Source organism: Mangrovibacter phragmitis (assembly GCF_001655675.1).
In the GTDB taxonomy this organism is placed as follows: Bacteria; Pseudomonadota; Gammaproteobacteria; order Enterobacterales; family Enterobacteriaceae; genus Mangrovibacter; species Mangrovibacter phragmitis.
Genome location: NZ_LYRP01000001.1, coordinates 1,080,068 through 1,100,410, shown reverse-complemented (window position 1 = coordinate 1,100,410; position 20,343 = coordinate 1,080,068). Strand labels below are relative to the sequence as shown.

The window sequence follows — 20,343 nt, the reverse complement described above, 5'->3', positions numbered from 1 at the left end:
ACATTATGAAGGGCCGGGTAACCGGCCCTTTTTCTTTGCCATTGCGACCACTCACTTTTATCGCTAAGTTAACGTTTTATTATTGACTGACTGACTCTTACCGGGCTTACATTGAAATACGCCGTCTCTTTCCGCAGCACGCTTAAAGTCTCGCGCTATCTTTTTCGGGCGCTGGCACTGTTACTATGGCTTCTGATAGCCCTGTTTTCGGTGTTTTACATCGCAGGCGCGTTACATGATAAAGAAGCGGAAATACATCAGGAGCTCACTCTGAGCTTTGACCAGGCGCAGCGGTATATTCAGCGCACCACCGATGTGGTGAAAGAACTCAAGTACATAACAGAAAATCGCCCGACCGATAACGCAACGCCAGGTAGTAACCGGGGAGGTAGCGCACCCGCATTTTTGCCTCTGGGTAATAATGTGGATTGCAGTGCGCTTGACCAGTCATGGCAAGGCTCCATGCTGTCGCTATCAGGTTTTCTGCGTTACTGGCGCGATAATTTCTCGGCAAACTACGATTTGAACCGGGTATTTTTGGTGGCTGGAGATAACCAGTGCATTGCTGATTTTTCATTACGTAATACTTCGCCTGGCCAGGATAAAGCACTTTCAGTGCTTAATGAGCGGTTAAAACATTACCGTGATGCCCCTATGGATGAGCGTATTAATACCGTTTACTGGGTGGCACCTGGTAGCCGTCCGGGAACCGGGTATTTTTATACATTAACGCCAGTGTTTCTCGCTAACCGGGTTCAGGCGTTGCTCGGGGTTGAACAGAGTATTCGCCAGGAAAACTTTATGCTACCGGGTAACTTGCCAGTAGATATCACGCTGATGGATGAAAATGGCCATTCGCTGGTATCTCTGACCGGTGAAAGTGGGCATTTATCACTGCAGCCAGACTGGCTTCAGGCACGCACCTGGTTTGGTTACACCAGTGGGTTTAAAGAGCTGGCATTGAAAAAAAACCTGATGCCGTCATCGCTCAGTGTGGTGTACAGCGTGCCAGTTGATAAAGTGCTGGATGAAATCCGTATTCTTATTCTGAATGCCGTGTTGCTGAATATTTTGGTTGGCGTGGTGCTGTTTACCCTGGCAAGAATGTATGAGCGGCGTATTTTTATCCCGGCAGAGACGGATGCTCAGCGCCTGGAAGAGCACGAGCAGTTTAACCGTAAAATTGTGGCTTCAGCACCAGTAGGTATTTGTATTCTGCGCACGCTGGATGGCACCAATATTCTCAGTAATGAACTGGCGCACAATTACCTGAACATGCTGACCCATGAAGACCGTCAGCGCCTGACGCAAATCATTTGCGGCCAGCAGGTGAACTTTGTTGACGTGCTCACCAGCGACAACACGAACCTGCAGATAAGTTTTGTACACTCACGTTATCGTAACGAGAATGTGGCGATTTGTGTGCTGGTGGATGTCAGCGCTCGTGTGAAGATGGAAGAGTCATTACAGGACATGGCCCATGCTGCAGAGCAGGCCAGCCAGTCTAAATCGATGTTCCTCGCAACGGTAAGCCACGAATTACGTACTCCACTGTATGGCATCATCGGTAACCTGGATTTGTTGCAAACCCGTGAATTACCCGATGGTGTTGACCGGCTGGTCACAGCAATGAACAACTCATCCAGCCTGCTACTGAAGATAATCAGCGATATTCTCGATTTCTCGAAAATTGAATCAGAGCAGTTAAAAATTGAACCGCGTGAGTTTTCTCCCCGTGAAGTGATGACCCATGTTACTGCAAACTACCAACCTCTGGTGGTGCGTAAACAAATGGGGCTCTACTGTTTTATCGCGCCTTCCGTACCGTTAACCTTACGTGGCGATCCAATGCGTTTACAGCAGGTGATTTCAAACTTGCTGAGCAACGCGATTAAGTTCACCGATACCGGCTGCATTATTCTTGATGTGCGCTGTACAGATGATTATCTCTGCTTCCGGGTGCGTGATACCGGAGAAGGGATTGCTGCCAAAGAAGTTGTGCGCCTGTTTGATCCTTTTTTCCAGGTGGGAACAGGGGTCCAGCGCAACTTCCAGGGTACCGGGCTGGGGCTGGCAATATGCGAGAAGCTTATCACCATGATGGACGGCGATATTGCGGTAGATTCCGAACCCGGTATGGGGAGCCAGTTTACGGTCCGTATTCCGTTGTATGAAGCTAAACCGGTTCCGGTGATGGCGGCATCGGAACTGACCCATAAGCATTGCTGGCTGGCTGTCAGTAATGCTTTCCTGAGTGACTTTTTAGCGAAGTTGCTGGCAAGTAAAGGTATCAAAGCCAGTTTCTGGCAAGGAGAAACGCCAGACGCGGATGATGTGTTAATCACTGATGACGTGTTAAGTAACCCCTGGCCCGGGCGTGCTGTGGTTCAGTTCTGTCGCCGGCATATTGGTATTCCTCTGGAAAGCGAACCCGGTATTTGGCTACACAGCGTTGCTTCTCCCCATGATTTGGTGGCGTTGCTGGCGAAAATTTATCAGGTGGATGTCAAGGTTCCCGGCAATGAGGTGAACTTACCAGAGCCTTCGGAGATCAGTGAACAGAATGATGACATTATGGTTCTGATCGTGGACGATCACCCGATAAACCGCCGTTTGCTGGCGGACCAGCTTGCATCGCTTGGGTATAACCAGTGTAAGACTGCGGGTGATGGTGTGGAAGCGCTCGAGGTGCTCAGCAAGCATCATATCGATATTATTCTGAGCGATGTGAACATGCCAAATATGGATGGTTATCGCCTGACACAACGTATTCGCCAGTTAGGTTTGACATTACCTGTGATTGGTGTGACGGCGAATGCGCTGGCAGAAGAGAAGCAGCGTTGTTTTGAGTCGGGCATGGATAGTTGTTTGTCTAAGCCAGTGACGCTGGATGTGTTGAAGCAGACGCTGGCGGTGTTTGCTGAGCGGGTGAGGAATCATCGGGAGTAAAGGGGCTTGCCCCTTTGTTATTCCTGTTTTCGCGGGTGGCCGGTGCTCACCGGGTGTGGTTGTTTTCATTCACTTGCAGTGTGGTTGTTTCCGTTCACCTGGACTGATGTGAAGGTTCCGTTCACCTGAAGTGATGCGCTCAATGTGGCTTCACAGCCAGTGAACGTGTTAAGGGGCCCGCCCCTTAACAATCCGGTTTTTCGCGGGCGACCGGTGCTGCGCACTGCCGTTCACCTCCGGGCAGTCAGCCTGCGGCCGGCTCGACTCGGCATCCATGCCTCGTTTCGCCTTATTCCGCCGTCCGGGCGGAATAACCTTGTCTTCCTTTCTGCGGTTCACCGGTCTTACGCGAACTGTCCCCGCTGCAAGTGGCGGGGATTTTTGTGTTGTCTGGTGTGGCTGTTGGATTTGTGCGTTGTCTGTTTTCTTTGATTTTTGCTGAGATATTACAGACGGGTTTGGGGTGTGGCCTCTAAATCGTTGAGGCGTGCCTGGCGGGCCGGGGCTGCCTGCAGGACGCAGGCAGAGCGACGGGAGGCAGGATGCCGACTCGGAGCGGTACCCGAACAGGCCGCCGGGGTAAGCCGAATGTCCGCGAAGCGGCGATTTTGCCGGCCACAAAAGGGGGGGCAGGGGGCCAGTGCCCCCTGCGGGCGCCGGGCGCAGTGGGTGAGAGGAAGCAGTGTGGCTGACACGGCGCGCAATTTGCTCAGTACTGGCAGATGACTGTTACTGCGGTGACTGTTGTGTTTACTTTTCACTGTGTCAGTGTGGTGGAAGTTCCGTTCACCTGAAGTGATGCGCTCAATGCGGCTTCACAGCCTGTGAACGGGCTAAGGGGGCTCGCCCCCTTTGCAATCCCCGTTTTCGCGGGCGACCGGTGCTGCGCACTGCGTTCACCTCCGGGCAGTCAGCCTGCGGCCGGCTCGACTCGGCGTCCTGCCTCGTTTCGCCTTATTCCGCCGTCCGGGCGGAATAACCTTGTCTTCCTTTCTCCGGTTCACCGGTCTTACGCGAGCAGGCCCTCGCTGCAAGTGGCTATTTTTTTGTGTGGTTCGGTGTGGCTGTATGTTCTGTGTCTGGTATGTCTTTTTGATGTTTTTGCTGAGATATGACAGGCGGGTGTGTGGGTGTGGCCTCTAAATCGTTGAGGCGTGCCTGGCGGGCCGGGGCTGCCTGCAGGACGCAGGCAGAGCGACGGGAGGCAGGATGCCGACTCGGAGCGGTACCCGAACAGGCCGCCGGGGTAAGCCGAATGTCCGCGAAGCGGCGATTTTGCCGGCCACAAAAGGGGGTGCAGGGGGCCAGTGCCCCCTGTGGGCGCCGGGCGCTGGTGGTGAGAGAAAGCAGTGTGATGGACACGGCGCGCAACTGGCTCAGTACTGGCAGATGACTGTTACTGCGGTGACTGTTGTGTTTACTTTTCACTGTGTCAGTGTGGTGGAAGTTCCGTTCACCTGAAGTGATGCGCTCAATGCGGCTTCACAGCCTGTGAACGGGCTAAGGGGGCTCGCCCCCTTTGCAATCCCCGTTTTCGCGGGCGACCGGTGCTGCGCACTTCGTTCACCTCCGGGCAGTCAGCCTGCGGCCGGCTCGACTCGGCGTCCTGCCTCGTTTCGCCTTATTCCGCCGTCCGGGCGGAATAACCTTGTCTTCCTTTCTCCGGTTCACCGGTCTTACGCGAACTGTCCCCGCTGCAAGTGGCGGGGCTTTTGTGTTGTGCTGAGTGGCTGTGGGATTGGTGCCTGATAAGTCTTTGTGTGTTTTTGGCTGAGGTATTAAAGGCGTGAAAGGGGAAAGCCGTGCGGAATGCTGGCAAAGTACAACGAAAAACAGCAGGGGAAGCCCTGCTGTTTTAGTGAAGAGGAAAGTAAAAACTTACTCTTTATCGGCTGGTGTTAATGTCACCGACGACAAGTAATTCAACAGAGCAATATCGTTATCCACACCCAGTTTCATCATGGCTGATTTCTTCTGGCTACTGATAGTTTTAATACTGCGGTTAAGCTTTTTGGCAATTTCAGTCACCAGGAAGCCTTCAGCAAACAAGCGTAATACTTCGCTCTCTTTTGGTGACAGGCGTTTGTCGCCATAGCCACCGGCGCTGATTTTTTCCAGCAGACGGGAGACACTTTCCGGTGTGAATTTTTTGCCTTTCTGCAAAGCTGCCAGAGCTTTAGGCAGGTCTGTCGGTGCCCCTTGTTTCAGTACGATACCTTCAATATCCAGGTCCAGCACAGCACTCAGAATGGCCGGGTTATTGTTCATTGTCAGTACAATAATGGAAATCGATGGGAAATGGCGCTTAATGTATTTGATAAGCGTGATCCCGTCGCCGTATTTGTCCCCGGGCATGGAAAGGTCGGTAATCAGGACATTCGCGTCCAGTTTTGGAAGATTGTTAATAAGCGCTGTGGAATCTTCGAATTCACCAACAACATTAACCCACTCAATTTGCTCCAGAGATTTGCGAATCCCGAACAAAACGATCGGATGGTCATCGGCAATAATTACGTTCATATTGTTCATGTTTTAGGTTACCTTTTTACAGTAAGCTATTGACGTAAGTATCAATATCACTGATGTATTTTTCTATGGCAGGTGCATCTTTTTCACGAATGTGATGCTCCAGCGTTTCACACAACTGTTTCCCTGGTACCAGATTCAACATAGCAAAAACGCCTTTAAGTCTGTGTGCCGTTTGGGCCAGCGCTAAAAAGTCGTTTGCCTGTGACTCATTTTGCAGACGTTTTACATCGTCAGGCACGGTATCTACAAACAGCGCATAATAACCACTTGCATGAAGTTGGGCCGTTTCATCACTCACTCCTGAGCCACTTGCTTGCGTATCGTCATCAGCCATTTGCGCTTCAATAAGCTGAAGTATTGCGTCCTGCATTGCATTACTCATATTGAAGTTTACACGATAACGGGCATTTCCGATTTTCCGTAAACCGTTCTCATCATCGCTTAAAAGCAAGCCCGATGCAGTAAGATTAGACGGATTATCTGTTAAAAATATATCAAATGCTTGACTTGATGATTGCTCATCAGGCGCAACACAGCTGGCACCCCAGCTTTCTAACTGTCTGGTGACAATGTTACGGACATCACGTGAAGCAATATCCACCATGGCGACAACACCATCCAGCAGGCGTTCTTCCTGTTCCTGTACCGCTTGTTTGCCTTCCTGTGGCAGTTGCAAATGCAGGGTATAACGGGTACCCAGCTCATTTTTTGATTTAATGCTCAGAGTGCCGCCCATTTTGCGGGCCAACTGGTTGCACAAGAAAAATGTCAGGCCATTCGCCTGTGCATAACGGTCTTCGGTGGTGGCATTGAGGAACGGGAAGTGCAGATTATCCACTTCGTCATCACTTATTCCTTTCCCGGTATCGGTGATACGGAAAATCAGCCCGTCATCCATACCTTCATCCTGGGTAATATCCAGGGTTATTTTACCAATTTCGGTGGTCGTGGCAGCGTAGTGCAACAACATCAGTAGCATACGGTGCAACGTTTCCCGGTCACCATGGCGGTTTTCTGTGGCAGGGATTGGGTTATTCACCAGTAATTGCAAACCCTTACGCTTAATGACTGGCAAAATCGCTGGCACAACATCATCAAGCAAAGACTGCAACGAGAAACAGGAGGTACTGCTTTTCCAGCTGTCATCTTCCAGCATGTTCAGTAACTGCATTTCATCCACCAGGTGAGCCAGGCGGTCTGCGTCATCGGCCAGTGCGAGGTGCTCGGGTGTTTGCAGCCCTGACGCTTTTTCTGCCAGAGCATCAATGGGGCCTTTTAGAGCATGGCAAATATGCTGCATGAAGGCGCTGCGACCCTGTTGGTTTTTCTCATACAGGCGCTGTGCCTGGCGCAGTTTCTTCGTTACCAGAATCTCTTTGTCCTGATCGCGGATAATGAAAATTTGTACCCGTGAAACAATCTGGCTGCGGTACTGGCGAATTTCGTACAGCTCATTATTCACTGTTGCCTGAATAACGCCCTGGTGCTGGTCCGCCATAGATATAATATTTTTCAGGTTCAGGTGGGGGAGCAGGTTATCAGCCATTTTATTACTGATAACCGTGCGATTGTTCTCGATATCCTGAACCAGAATACCCAACGGCACGACAGACAGAATCTCTTCATTCAGCGCTCTGAGCGCTTGTAATTCCTTCCCGTTAGATGCTGGCGCATTATCCGATGCATGACGTGAAGGTTGCTGGCGGAAGGTAATCAGCCCAAAGATGGCCAGTGCAATCAGGCCAATAGTCAGCAATACCCCCAACAGGACATTTTGCAATGTCTCCATTATCATGGTGCCGGTGGGCACTTCCCATACCAGTTTCATACCTGTTGTGACAACAGGTACTGAGATTTCAATATGACCACCATTGAAGCCAATACTCACCAGGCTTTCTGACTGGTTCTTGGTGGTTTTTAAATGTGCCTGTTCATCGTTATCCAGGCGAAAGTTATCCACCGACATGTTGGCGGGAAGTAAATCGTTGACTGGCATATCAAAGGCAACCACAGTCGCCAGATGACCCGGTTGGTTAAACGTGGTGCGCACGGTGAAGTAATCGTAGTTTTGCCACTCCATTTGCCGCAGGCCTGAGAAACTTTCCCGTTCATCCAGTGCATTTGCCTGTTGCAGCATCTCAGCCCGGCGTTGATCAACCATATTGCTGATACTGGACTCTTTAAAGCCGGAGGTTAAATCCTTTAATGGCAAAGTGGACACCAGCACCATACTGTTATCCTGGCCGTTCAGATAATACATTGACCATGGCGCAGACTCGGCACCCCAGAGAATATCCAGATAATTGGAAATCCTTTGCGTCATGGCAAGCGTACTGCTGTCGTGGGAACCAAAAATCAACGCTTCGGTTTTGCGGCGTGGCTTTTCAAGGTAATACACATCCTGGCGCAGTCGCGTTTCCTGGATCTCATTACTGGCACTGGCAGGGGCTGCGGCAACATTGTCATAAATTTGCCAGGTCACATAACGCCAGGTCTCAATGCGTTTATGCATAGCCTGAGCCACATCCACAACCTGCAGGCTCTTGTCTTTCAGCCAGGTATTGACCGCACTCTGTAGCGTTACGCCAAGCGTAACCAGTAACACAACGATCAACAGGATGAAGTAGCGCGATATGCTGCCTGGTTTTAAGGAAAACTTATTGGGGTTCATAGCCTCTGAGTGTTTCTTTATTATCAGTTAGTGAAGACCAGCCACCGCAATTGCGTGAAACCAGGCTGAAAAGCGTATCATCACATATCCCGCCTTCCCATGGTACAAGGGATTTTGTCGTGGCAACTGTCACATATACCAGCATGGTGTATACCCGGACTGACTGGAGCTTGCAAAACTTTATCCGGCTTTTTCAGCCAGGTTGTCTGGCCTCGTGACGATGCAATTATCGGTTACCGCTACGGAATATCGCTTCTAATTGTATAGCGCAAAATACCGAGACGCACGGATGTGCGAGCAATCAGATATGCGCAATACCTTGCCTTGTATTGTGAAATTAACCATCAGATAAAGCTCATTTTTCGTGTTTTGTTTTTAAGGAATAATCTGAAAATTTGGAAGGTGGTTGCGAGGATATGTAACAAGAGGCATTTAACAGCACAAAAAGATAATAAATTATAGTTCACGAAATTCAATTTGTCTAAAAATCAAACCAAATAATTAATAGTCGTTACAATTTTATATGTTAATTATCATCTTATAGCATTACCCGCGTGAGGCAAAAAAAAAGCCGAATGTAAGACATTCGGCGAGAAATTGGGGTAAACAGACATTCAGAACTGAATGACGGTAATAAATAAAATTAATGATGATAGCGTCGGTAATTTTAGAATGAATTAAGAGGGTGTGTTTAACATTCAGTGCGGCAAACATTGTTTTTGTTTAAATATTTGATTTTATTTATTTTTTTATATTTTTTGATTTTTAATGCGAATATTTTTAGCTATTGGTGCTAAAAAAAGTTCCGTCATTTTTACATTTTGTTACATATGAAAAGTGTAATGAAACACCACAAAAGTTTTAGTATCAAAATCCCATTGGATTAATCTGTATTGGTTTAAGACAATGGTATCTGCCGACTGGTTCCGTAATCAGTATGCAGTGGCAATAATAAATAAAGGCAAATAACAGAGGGTAATAACATGAAAGCTAAAGTACTGGCTCTGCTGGTTCCGGCTCTGCTGGCAGCAGGCGCAGCTCACGCGGCTGAAATCTATAATAAAGATGGCAACAAATTGGATCTGTACGGTAAAGTTGACGGCCTGCATTATTTTTCCAGCAATCCAAGCCAGGATGGCGACCAGACCTATATCCGTCTGGGCTTCAAAGGTGAAACCCAAATTAATGACCAACTGGTCGGTTATGGTCAGTGGGAATATCAGGTACAGGGTAACACTACTGAGTCCGAGAATCAGTCATGGACTCGTGTAGCATTCGCTGGTTTGAAAGTGGGCGATGCGGGTTCTCTTGATTATGGTCGTAACTACGGCGCTATCTATGATGTCGCATCCTGGACCGACGTACTGCCAGAATTCGGTGGTGATACCTACGGTTCTGATAACTTCATGATGCAACGTGCTAACGGCCTGCTGACTTATCGTAACAATGACTTCTTTGGCCTGGTTGATGGCCTGAATTTCGCCCTGCAGTATCAGGGTAAAAACGGTAGTGTAAGTGGTGAAGACGCTGTATCCGGCGGGCGTTCTGTGCTGCAACAGAATGGTGACGGCTTTGCAATGTCTGCAACCTATGATATCGGCGGTGGTTTCAGCCTCGGTGGTGCAATGGCAAGCTCCAAACGTACCGCTGACCAGAACAACATGGCCGGTATCTACGGTAACGGTGACCATGCAGAGGCTTACACTGGTGGCCTGAAATATGATGCTAACAACATCTACCTGGCCGCGCAGTATACCCAAACTTACAACGCAACTCGTTTCGGTGCTAACTCAAGCTCGGCTGCTTACGGCTTTGCTGATAAAGCACAGAACTTCGAAGTGGTTGCTCAGTATCAGTTCGACTTCGGTCTGCGTCCGTCCATTGCTTACCTGCAGTCTCGCGGTAAAGACATCAGCAACGGTACGACCAACTACGGCGACCAGGATCTGCTGAAATACATTGATGTAGGCACTACCTACTACTTCAACAAAAACTTCTCTACCTATGTTGATTACAAAATCAACCTGCTCAATGAAAATGACTTCACCAGAGCATCTGGTACCAATACTGATAACGTTGTAGGTCTGGGCGCAGTTTACCAGTTCTAATAGCGTGTTATGCCTACGAAAGGAGCCTGATGGCTCCTTTTTTACGGAATAAGCTTTACGAAATAAGTAAAATTTGCGCCTTCTTCACTGCCTGCCCATTTGGTGCCCACTCCATTCATCTCATTACCTGTTTAATTTTACTGCTGATGCTTTTTGCACTGTATTGCCCTGATGTTTAACCCGCAGGTGTCTGTTTTGTTGTACTCTTGCGCGGGTTTAAATGGAGATAATCAAATGCGGATGATGTTAAGTTGCGGTTTGCTTGCTGCGGCACTGTTACTGAGCGGTTGCGATGAAAGCAGCCGGATTGATGCTTCACAAGCCCTGGTGCTGGAAGGCAAAACCATGGGTACTTACTGGCGGGTAAGCCTTGCGGGCGTAGACCCTGAACGGGGCGCTGAATTACGCACCCGTATTCAGGCGCAACTGGATGGTGATGACCAGATGCTTTCAACCTGGAAGCCAGATTCAGCGTTGTCGAAATTCAACCAGTCCACCAGTACTGCCCCCTGGCCGGTTAGTGAAGCGATGGCGGATATCATTACTGGTGCACTGCGTATTGGCGCGAAAACAGACGGGGCGATGGATATTACAGTTGGCCCATTGGTAAATTTGTGGGGATTTGGGCCGGATAAACAACCAGTAAAATGGCCAACGCAGGCAGAAATTGATGCCGCTAAAGCAAAAACAGGCCTGCAACACCTGACGGTGATTAATCGTGCGGATAAACAGTGGATCCAGAAAGATATCCCTGACTTGTATGTTGATCTTTCCACCGTGGGGGAAGGGTATGCTGCTGATCACCTTGCCCGGTTGATGGAGCAGGAAGGCATCGGGCGCTATCTGGTATCTGTCGGCGGAGCGGTGATGACGCGTGGGACAAATGCTGAAGGCAAGCCCTGGCGCGTTGCTATTCAAAAACCCACTGACCAGGAAAATGCTGTTCAGGCGGTGGTTGATTTGAATGGGCATGGTATCAGTACGTCTGGCAGTTACCGTAACTATTATGAGCTGGACGGCAAACGCATCTCCCATGTAATAGACCCGGCAACCGGGCGTCCTATTCAGCACAAGCTGGTTTCTGCGACTGTGATTTCCCCAACGGCACTGGAAGCAGATGGCTGGGATACTGGGCTGATGGTGCTCGGTACTGAAAAAGCGAAAGTGGTAGCAGAGAAAGAAGGGCTGGCAGTCTACCTTATCTATAAAGAGGGCTCGGGTTTTAAAACCTGGATGTCGCCACAGTTCAAAACGTTCTTGTTGAGTGAGAAAAATTAAACAGCAAGAAACAGCAGGTATCCTGTAGCCCATGCGGCAAACTGTACTGAATACAGGAGGCGTGATTATGCAACTGAATGATGAACAACGCTGGCAGGCAGTACAGGTCCGGGATACCCGGCAGGACGGGCAATTTGTTTTTGCAGTCATTACCACGGGCATTTTTTGTCGCCCGTCCTGCCCGGCAAGGCACCCGCTGCGGGAAAATGTGCGTTTCTTCCCGGATGCGGGTGCTGCGCAGGAACAAGGCTTTCGGCCATGCAAGCGCTGCCAGCCAGCGAAGCATGATGCAACACCGGTGGTTGAGCGTGTCACGCTGGCCTGCCGAATGATGTCTGAAAGTGACAAAACCCTCTCTTTGGCAGCTGTTGCCCAGGCTGTCTCACTCAGCCCATATCATTTTCACCGCCAGTTTAAATCGGTTACCGGGTTAACGCCTGCCGCATGGCAACGCGCGCTGCGTGCCCAACGTTTGCGGGAAGGGCTGGTATCAGGGAAAACGGTCACCCGGGCTGTGCTGGATGCCGGGTTTAATTCGTTCTCACCTTATTACCAGCAGGCGGCCACTGCATTGGGCATGACCGGGCGGCAGTTTCGCCAGCAAAGTGCTCGCCAGGCCTTGTACTGGGCTACCGGAGATTCACCATTGGGGCGTTGCCTGGTTGCCAGGAGTGAACGGGGGATATGTGCGGTATTGTTGGGTGACAGCGACAGCGCATTAGCGGAGCAACTGCAGGGAATGTTTCCGGCAATGCAGTGCCTGGCAGCAGACCTGTCTCAGGACTCACTACTTTGTCAGGCGCTGGCACTGGTTGCGCAATCACAATCTCATGGCGACGCGCTTTTGGCACAGTTGCCGCTGGATATTCGCGGCACGGTATTTCAACAACAAGTCTGGCAGCAGTTACAGCGTATTCCCTATGGTGAAACCCGTACTTACCAGCAAGTAGCAGCGGAAATTGGGCGTCCTGCCGCTTTCCGGGCGGTTGCCAGTGCCTGTGCGGCGAATAAACTGGCACTGATTATACCCTGCCATCGCGTAGTACGTCATGACGGGCTTCTGGCTGGTTACCGCTGGGGGGTTGCCCGCAAAGCGGCATTACTGGCTAAGGAACGTAACCAGAACCAGAAGGCATTACTGGAAGAGGACTCTGTTGATGAGCTTATTCGCCGATGAACTCCCCTGGCGTTTTGACCTGGTGCCGGGGGCAGTGGTGCTCCATCGCTTTGCCCTGCATGAGGCTTCAGGGTTGTTAGAAACGATTACGGCAGTGGCGTCGCAGGCAACTTTTCGCCACCTGGTTACTCCTGGTGGCCTGACGATGTCAGTTGCTATGACCAACTGTGGTCAAAAGGGTTGGCACAGTGATGCTCATGGCTATCGCTATACCACGCACGATCCATTATCTGGCAAACCCTGGCCGGATATGCCTGCTAATTTGCGTTTGCTGGCGCAGCGGGCCGCACAAGAAGCGGGTTACCCCGATTTTCACCCGGATGCCTGCCTGATTAACCGTTATGTGCCAGGGGCACGGCTTTCACTGCACCAGGACAAAGATGAGCAGGACAGAGCGGCGCCTATTGTGTCGGTATCATTGGGGTTACCTGCCGTATTCCAGTTTGGTGGGGCAACCCGGCAGTCTCCGGTTCAACGGGTGTTACTCGAACACGGGGATGTTGTGGTTTGGGGTGGGCCATCACGGCTGTTTTACCATGGTGTGCAGCCACTCAAAGAAGGCGCTCACCCGGATACTGGTGCTGTTCGCTACAATCTGACCTTCCGCAAAACCTGTTAAAGCGAATTAAAATAAGAATTATTCTTGCCCTGAGAGGTGATCCGTTTAAACTGCCCGCTGGTTAACAGATTGCGCTTGAGGCGTTATGGAATTACTACGTGTTGTCTGGCGGCAATATCGCTGGCCGTTTATTGGTGTCATGGCGCTCAGTTTTGCCAGTGCGGCGTTGGGGATTGGTTTAATCGCGTTTATTAACCAGCGGTTGATTGAAGTGGCAGATAACGCTTTGAGTGTGTTGCCAGAGTTCCTCGGGCTACTGGTGTTACTGATGGCGGTGACTTTAGGGTCGCAACTGGCGTTAACCACACTGGGCCACCATTTCGTTTTCCGCCTGCGCGGTGAATTTATTAAACGCTTGCTCGATACTCCAATAGCACGTATTGAAAGTATGGGGAGCGCCTCGTTACTTGCCGGTCTGACCAGTGATGTGCGCAATATCACCATTGCGTTTGTGCGCCTGCCTGAACTGGTTCAGGGTATTATTTTAACCCTGGGCTCTGCCGTATGGCTTGCCTGGTTGTCTGCGAAAATGTTGCTGATTACCGCTATATGGCTGGTGGTGACTATTCTGGGCGGTTTTGTTCTGGTTGCACGGGTTTACCGTCATATGGCTGTGTTGCGTGAAACCGAAGACCGGTTGTATCAGGATTACCAGACGGTTCTGGAAGGGCGTAAAGAACTGGCACTTAACCGCGAACGCGCTGAGTATATTTACCAACAAATTTATCTGCCGGACGCCGTTCATTACCGCAAAAATATTATCCGTGCAGACACCTTTCACCTCAGTGCTGTTAACTGGTCGAATATCATGATGCTGGGCGCCATCGGTCTGGTTTTCTGGATGGCGAACAGCCTGGGTTGGGCTAATACCAATGTGGCTGCCACCTACTCACTGACACTGCTCTTTTTACGCACACCATTGCTTTCTGCTGTAGGGGCATTACCCACGTTGCTGAGTGCTCAGGTTGCCTTCAATAAACTAAAACAGTTCTCCCTTGCTGATTACCAGCCAGGCTTCCCGCGACCAGGAGCCGCCAGCAAGCCCTGGCAAACGCTGGAATTGCGGGATGTGGTGTTCCACTATCCGGATAACCAGTTTCATGTCGGGCCGATAAATCTTACTCTGAAGCGTGGTGAGAAGGTTTTTTTGATTGGTGGCAATGGGAGCGGGAAGTCCACGCTGGCAATGTTGTTAACTGGGCTTTACCCGCCGGTTTCCGGTACAATTTTGCTGGACGGGCAACCGGTTAATGACAGCAATATGGATGCTTACCGGCAGCTGTTTTCAGCCGTGTTTACTGATGTGTGGCTGTTTGACACGCTGCTCGGGCCGGAGGGAACAACCGCCGACCCGGCATTAGTGGATGAGTGGTTACAACGCCTGAAGATGGCGGGGAAATTGCAAACAGACCAGGGCAAAATCAATAATCTGAACCTTTCAAAAGGGCAAAAAAAACGGGTGGCTTTATTGCTGGCACTGGCTGAGCAGCGCGATATTCTTTTACTGGATGAGTGGGCCGCAGACCAGGATCCGCACTTTCGCCGCGAGTTTTACCAGGTTTTGCTGCCCTTAATTCAGGAAAAAGGAAAGACCATTTTTGCCATCAGCCACGATGATCACTATTTTATCCATGCTGATCGCTTGCTTGAAATGCGCCAGGGGAGGCTCAGTGAACTAACCGGTACTGAGCGGGAACAGGCATCACGCGATGCCGTCGCCCGTACCGCAAATTAATTTTTTGCGAAAAACCAGTCTCAGGGCTGGTTTTTTTTACTGAAAAAGTTAAGGGTTTATAGGGGGAAGAGGGGCAGACTGTTACACTATAGCCTGTCGTTGCGGAATATAACGGGAAAACGTTAATCTGCAGCGATATGTCTTAGCCACTTGCCCGGAGAGCATTTGGTGATAACTGTCAGCAGGGAAAGTCTTATTCATGTCATTACTTATCAATCAAAGTGCCCGGCATCGCGCTGAAGACCGTGCGCGCATCTTATCTATCTTTTCCACTAATAAAATGGTGGTACCTGCCATTTTAGGCAAACTCCCTCAGGGTGAACCGCATACTCTGGGTCGGTTAAATGACGATATCAGTGAAATGAACCAGCTGGTGGCCCGCCTGCCTGCGCCTGATCTGGCGGATACCCTGGAAGGTTTACCGGCTGAAGAACGCCATGCTTTATGGCATCTGGTTGCAGTTCAAAAGCGCGGTAAAGTGCTGGTTGAAGCCTCAGCCAGTGTTTGGGACGATCTGATTGATGAAATGAGTGACCGGGCATTAATGACCGCACTCAGCACACTGGATATTGACGAACAGATCTATCTGGTGCAACACCTTCCCCGTGATCTTACCGGCCGTTTACTGGCGTCCTTACCTGCTCAGGAGCGGGATCGTGTTCGCCAGGTGATGGATTACGATAAACACAGCGTGGGGGCGATCATGGAGTTTGAAGTGATCACCATCCGTTCCGATACCACGCTGGAAGCCGTACAACGCTATTTACGCCGCCGGGGAAAAATGCCGGAAAACACCGATAAGCTGTTTGTGGTGGGGCGGGATCGTATTCTCATTGGTGAGCTGGGCGTTACCAGTATTTTATTGCATTCACCAAAAGCGTTGGTGTGTGATGTCATGGTGTCTGATCCAACCACCTTTTCTCCGCTGGACAACGACGAAGCAGCAGCCCGCACCTTCGAACGTGATAACCTCATCAGTGCCGCCGTTGTGGATGCCCAGGGAAAACTGATGGGGCGCCTGACCATTGATGAAATCGTTGATGTGGTTTACGAAGAAACAGATTCAGACCTGCGGCGTATGGGGGGCTTAAGTAGTGGCGAAGATGTTTTCGCCCCGGTAGGCAAAGCGGTAAAAAACCGTTGGGCCTGGCTTGCCATCAACCTGTGTACCGCGTTTATCGCTTCCCGGGTGATTGATGGCTTTGAGCACACGATTGCCCAGCTTGTTGCACTGGCCGCACTGATGCCAATTGTGGCGGGCATTGGCGGGAATACCGGCAACCAGACTATCACGATGATTGTCCGGGCGCTTGCTTTGCAGCAGGTTCAGCCAGCGAACTTTATGTTTTTGCTGTTTCGTGAAATGGGCGTTGCGCTGATTAATGGCCTGATTTGGGGTGGTCTGATGGGCGTGGTGACCTGGCTTTTGTATCAAGACCCGCAACTGGGTGGCGTGATGACGCTGGCTATGGTGCTTAACTTGTTAGTGGCGGCAATCATGGGCGTGTTGATCCCGTTGACGATGTACCGGTTGGGACGTGATCCGGCAGTCGGTTCCAGTGTGATGATCACTGCTATTACTGATACCGGCGGTTTTTTTATTTTCCTTGGCCTGGCAACCATTTTCCTGTTGTAACATCAGAGCCGGGCAGGGAACCCGCCCGGTGACTGAGTGCTTCCTTAAACCTTTCCGGACAGACGTGCGTGGAATTCGCTACTGCGCATATCCAGCCCTTCAAACGAAACCTGGCAACCGTGCTTCTGGTAACGGTGTTCGATGGCATCCAGTGCAGCCACTGTGGATGCATCCCAGATTTGTGCATGAGTTAAATCAATCACCACGTTCTGTGGATCATCCGCATAGTTGAAATGTTCAAACAAGTCGTTACTGCTCGCGAAAAACAGTGGGCCACGAACCTGGTAATACACCGTCTGGCCTGCTTCATCCAGTTGGCGTTCTGCATGAATCACATGGGCCACACGGCGGGCAAATAACAGGGTGGCGAAGATAACACCGCCAACCACGCCGATTGCCAGGTTACCGGTCCAGACAGTGGTAATCACGGTCACAAGCATTACCAGTGTTTCTGGTAGCGGCATACGGCGTAACGTTTTGGGTTGCAGGCTGTGCCAGTCAACGGTTTTGTACGCCACAATCATCATGATGCCTGCCAGCACCACCATGGGGATTTTCGCCATGATCTCACTGAGCCCGGTCACCATCAGGAGAAGAAACAACCCGGCAGCAATGGTGGAAACCCGGGTACGGGCTTTGCCCAGCTCAACATTAACAATTGTCTGGCCTATCATGGCGCAACCGGCTATTCCGCCATAAAACGCGGCAAAAATGTTGGCGACGCCCAGTCCCCAGCTTTCCCGGCGTTTACTGGACGGTGTATCAGTCAGGTCATCCACCAGGCGGGCAGTGAGAAGTGACTCCATCAGGCCAACAAATGCAACACTCAGCGCACAGGGCCAGATAATTTTCAGTGTTTCAAGGTTCAGGGGAACCATCAGACTGTTAATGGATGGCAGGCCAGCATGCATTGGGCCTTCATCACCTACAACGGGTAAAGCCAGGCCCATAGAAACCGATATCGTGGTAATCAGAACCACAGCTATCAGTGGTGCCGGAATCGCGCTAAAGATTCTGGGTAAAAAGATAACAATGGCAAGTGTGGCGGCAAACAGCGCCCAGACCAGCGTACTTTGCCCTAACACATGGGGAACCTGGGCGAAGAAAATCAGGATCCCTAACGCATTAACAAAACCGGTCATCACCGAGCGGGGAATGTAGCGCATCATGCGGGCCAGCCCCAGGGTACCAAACATTATCTGGATGATACCGGCAAGAATCACCGCTGGCATGATATAGCCCACACCGTGGTCGCGCACCATTGGTCCAATCACCAGCGCGACAGAACCCGCAGCCGCCGTAACCATTGCCGGGCGTCCCCCCAGTACAGACATGGACAGGCATAATACAATAGAGGCGACCAGACTGACTTTGGGGTCCACACCAGCAATCACCGAGAAAGAGATAACTTCGGGGATTAATGCCAGCGCAGTCAGTACACCGGCAAGGGATTCGCGAAACAGACGCCCTGGTGAGCGTAAGACATCGGCAACTGACACAGCCGTTGTCGGGTTATCAGATAATGTTTTCATTGTTGTGCAGGTTTCGTTGTTTTGACGGGGGGCCAGAAATGGCTGCGATGGCAGGCAAACACTGCCTGAGAAAGGTGGGCATACTACAGTGAATACCAGAAATTTACCAGTTTTTACGTTTTTTTAACGCGGATGGCAGCCTGTTGCTGCCATCCGTTACCGGGTCAATTCAGAGTAAAACGGTTAACCAGTGAAGTCATTGCTTCTGATTGTTGGTTCAGCGTCTGGCTGGCGGTGGCTGCCTCAGAAACCCGGGCAGCATTTTGCTGCGTCACCTGTTCAAGCTGATGTAAAGCCAAATCAATTTGCTGAATGCCCAGTGACTGCTCACTGGCGGCATGGGCAATATCGGTAACATATTGGCGCATCCTGCTGGTATTGGCGGCTGCAAGGTGCAGGGTTTCGCCCGAAGCATTAACCTTTTCAACGCCTTCGTTAATTTTCTCCATGGTCACCGTTACCAACTCTCTTATGGATGCCGCTTCCCGTGCGCAACGCTGGGACAGATTACGAACTTCGGTTGCAACAACCGCGAAACCTTTTCCCAATTCGCCTGCTCGCGCAGCCTCCACGGCAGCATTCAGTGCCAGCAAATTTGTCTGGAAGGAGATTTCATCAATAGAGCTGATGATGTGGGAAATTTGTTCGCTGGACTCACGCACGGCTTCAATACTGCGGCTGGCTTCAATCGCAATACTGTCTGCTTCCTGCACCTCATTTTCCATTTCCGTTGTCAGCAATTGTGCCTGACGGGCGCTTTCAGCGGTTTGGTTAACGGTGGTCGATATCTGCTCCATGCTGGCCGCTGTTTCTACCAGTGAAGCCGCCTGTTCATCAGTCCGCTGTGCCAAATCCTGGTTGCCCTGGGCGATATCATCGCTGGCACTTAACAGCACGTCAGCGCCTTGCTTTATTTCCATCACTGTAGACCTGAGGTTATCGGTCATCGCGTTCCAGGCTCCACTGATACGCGACAGTTCGTCAGTTCCCGGGACAGGTAACCGTTGGGTGAGGTCGTTGCCCATGGTGTGAATTTTGTGCAAAATTGTTTTGAGTTGCTGGTCAATACTGCGGGTAATCAGTAATGCGAACCCCAGCGAAACCAGCAGCGCGAGTACTGTGGCACCAAGGTAACTCATCCAGTCTGTACGGGCAGTGTCAGTAATTTTTTGTGCATCGCCAGATAACTGGCTGGAAAGGGTATTTTCCAGTTCTTTCAATAAATTAATTCGTTCTGTCTGGGCAGAGAACCAGTCTGGCCCCTGAATACCAAACTGATTATCTGTTGCGTGAATGAATGCCTGCTGGCGCATGGCAAGAGCTTTTTGTGTTGCGGGCAGGTTTTGGGTTTGCTGCCAGAGTTTAAGGTCATCAGCCGTGGCAAAGGTTTGGTAAGCTGTTATCCATGAGGTTTGTTTTCCGACAACCTCACTGAAACGCTGGAACATGCCCGGCATAAATTTACCGGCTGAGAAGGTATTGGCGAGCAGTGCGCGCTCAATGCCTGCCTGTTCTTTGATGTTTAATAGCGCGTAATAGGTCATCAGGTCGTTGAGAATTACCCCTGGCTGGGGCAGGTGGCTGATATTGCCGACAATATCCAGCAGGGTATTCACCATTCTGGTATAGCTGGCCAGCGCCTGCGGTGTTGCGATGGATAAGTCACTGACACCACTTCGCAATGTATTTATTGTCTGCTGTTGCTGTGAAAACTGGTCAACAAGTTCAGTCAATTTGCTTAAATGCTCAGTCTGAGCAAGTTGTGTCAGGCTATGTTCGGCTTTTTTTAACGCCTGGTCAGTGAGTTGCTGCTGCGCGGTTAACTCAGAACGAAATTGCTGGCCCTTGCTGCCGAGGTAGCCGGCACTGAGGCCGCGTTCTTTTTGAATTTCATGTATTGTGTCGCCGAGTGTTCCGGCAATTTGTGTAAGCCCGGAAACAGTTTTCATTTGCTGTTCAACAGCGTAGTGAGAAATAAACCCATTTCCGGCTACGCCTAATAATGCTAAAAGCAGTGGCGACAATACGAGTAACAGCTTATTTCTTATTGATATTCGGTAAATCCATGACATACGTGGCAACCTCTTTTTTACAGGCGTAAAGAGGTTA

General features: G+C 50.5%; 12 protein-coding genes. 8 read left to right on the top strand and 4 right to left on the bottom strand.

The annotated features are described in order from the left end of the window. The first annotated feature begins 111 nt into the window (after nt 1–111). Both rcsC and A9B99_RS23760 read left to right on the top strand, forming a co-directional pair. On the top strand, nt 112–2,949 hold the full coding sequence (gene rcsC, locus A9B99_RS04945; protein ID WP_064595143.1) for a two-component system sensor histidine kinase RcsC: 2,838 nt from the start codon (nt 112–114) through the stop codon (nt 2,947–2,949). Between the two features lie 1,209 nt (nt 2,950–4,158). Further along, a complete protein-coding gene (locus A9B99_RS23760; RefSeq protein WP_156518984.1) occupies nt 4,159–4,410 on the top strand; it encodes a hypothetical protein in 252 nt (83 codons plus the stop codon). A 417-nt stretch (nt 4,411–4,827) separates the two neighbouring features. Here the strand turns inward: A9B99_RS23760 and rcsB are convergent, their stop codons facing one another. Beyond that, nucleotides 4,828–5,478, bottom strand: a complete 651-nt coding sequence (gene rcsB / locus A9B99_RS04930; protein WP_036111472.1) for a response regulator transcription factor RcsB — start codon at nt 5,476–5,478, stop codon at nt 4,828–4,830. Between the two features lie 16 nt (nt 5,479–5,494). Next, a complete protein-coding gene (gene rcsD, locus A9B99_RS04925) occupies nt 5,495–8,149 on the bottom strand; it encodes a phosphotransferase RcsD (protein WP_064595138.1) in 2,655 nt (884 codons plus the stop codon). A 983-nt stretch (nt 8,150–9,132) separates the two neighbouring features. Here rcsD and ompC point away from each other — a divergent pair. The 6 genes from ompC to mgtE all read left to right on the top strand — a co-directional run bounded on the left by ompC (nt 9,133) and on the right by mgtE (nt 16,702). Further along, complete coding sequence (gene ompC / locus A9B99_RS04920; protein WP_064595136.1) at nt 9,133–10,257, top strand: porin OmpC; 1,125 nt, start codon at nt 9,133–9,135, stop codon at nt 10,255–10,257. Nucleotides 10,258–10,491: 234 nt separating this feature from the next. Then, nucleotides 10,492–11,535, top strand: coding sequence for an FAD:protein FMN transferase ApbE (apbE, locus tag A9B99_RS04915; RefSeq protein WP_064595134.1), 1,044 nt, complete (start codon nt 10,492–10,494; stop codon nt 11,533–11,535). A 67-nt stretch (nt 11,536–11,602) separates the two neighbouring features. Then, nucleotides 11,603–12,712 (top strand): bifunctional DNA-binding transcriptional regulator/O6-methylguanine-DNA methyltransferase Ada, encoded by a 1,110-nt coding sequence (gene ada / locus A9B99_RS04910; RefSeq protein ID WP_064595558.1) that lies wholly within the window; start codon nt 11,603–11,605, stop codon nt 12,710–12,712. Then, nucleotides 12,690–13,331 carry a DNA oxidative demethylase AlkB gene (gene alkB / locus A9B99_RS04905; protein WP_064595132.1) on the top strand — a complete coding sequence of 214 codons (642 nt, stop codon included), beginning with the start codon at nt 12,690–12,692 and terminating at the stop codon, nt 13,329–13,331. The genes ada and alkB overlap by 23 nt, the downstream gene beginning before the upstream one ends. Before the next feature lie 85 nt (nt 13,332–13,416). Beyond that, nucleotides 13,417–15,066, top strand: coding sequence for a multidrug ABC transporter permease/ATP-binding protein (locus A9B99_RS04900; protein WP_064595130.1), 1,650 nt, complete (start codon nt 13,417–13,419; stop codon nt 15,064–15,066). A 199-nt stretch (nt 15,067–15,265) separates the two neighbouring features. Further along, on the top strand, nt 15,266–16,702 hold the full coding sequence (mgtE, locus tag A9B99_RS04895) for a magnesium transporter (RefSeq protein ID WP_064595128.1): 1,437 nt from the start codon (nt 15,266–15,268) through the stop codon (nt 16,700–16,702). Nucleotides 16,703–16,746: 44 nt separating this feature from the next. Here the strand turns inward: mgtE and A9B99_RS04890 are convergent, their stop codons facing one another. Next, nucleotides 16,747–18,234, bottom strand: a complete 1,488-nt coding sequence (locus A9B99_RS04890) for a SulP family inorganic anion transporter (protein WP_064595126.1) — start codon at nt 18,232–18,234, stop codon at nt 16,747–16,749. A gap of 164 nt (nt 18,235–18,398) precedes the next feature. Further along, nucleotides 18,399–20,306 (bottom strand): methyl-accepting chemotaxis protein, encoded by a 1,908-nt coding sequence (locus A9B99_RS04885; protein WP_064595124.1) that lies wholly within the window; start codon nt 20,304–20,306, stop codon nt 18,399–18,401. Between the last annotated feature and the right edge of the window lie 37 nt (nt 20,307–20,343).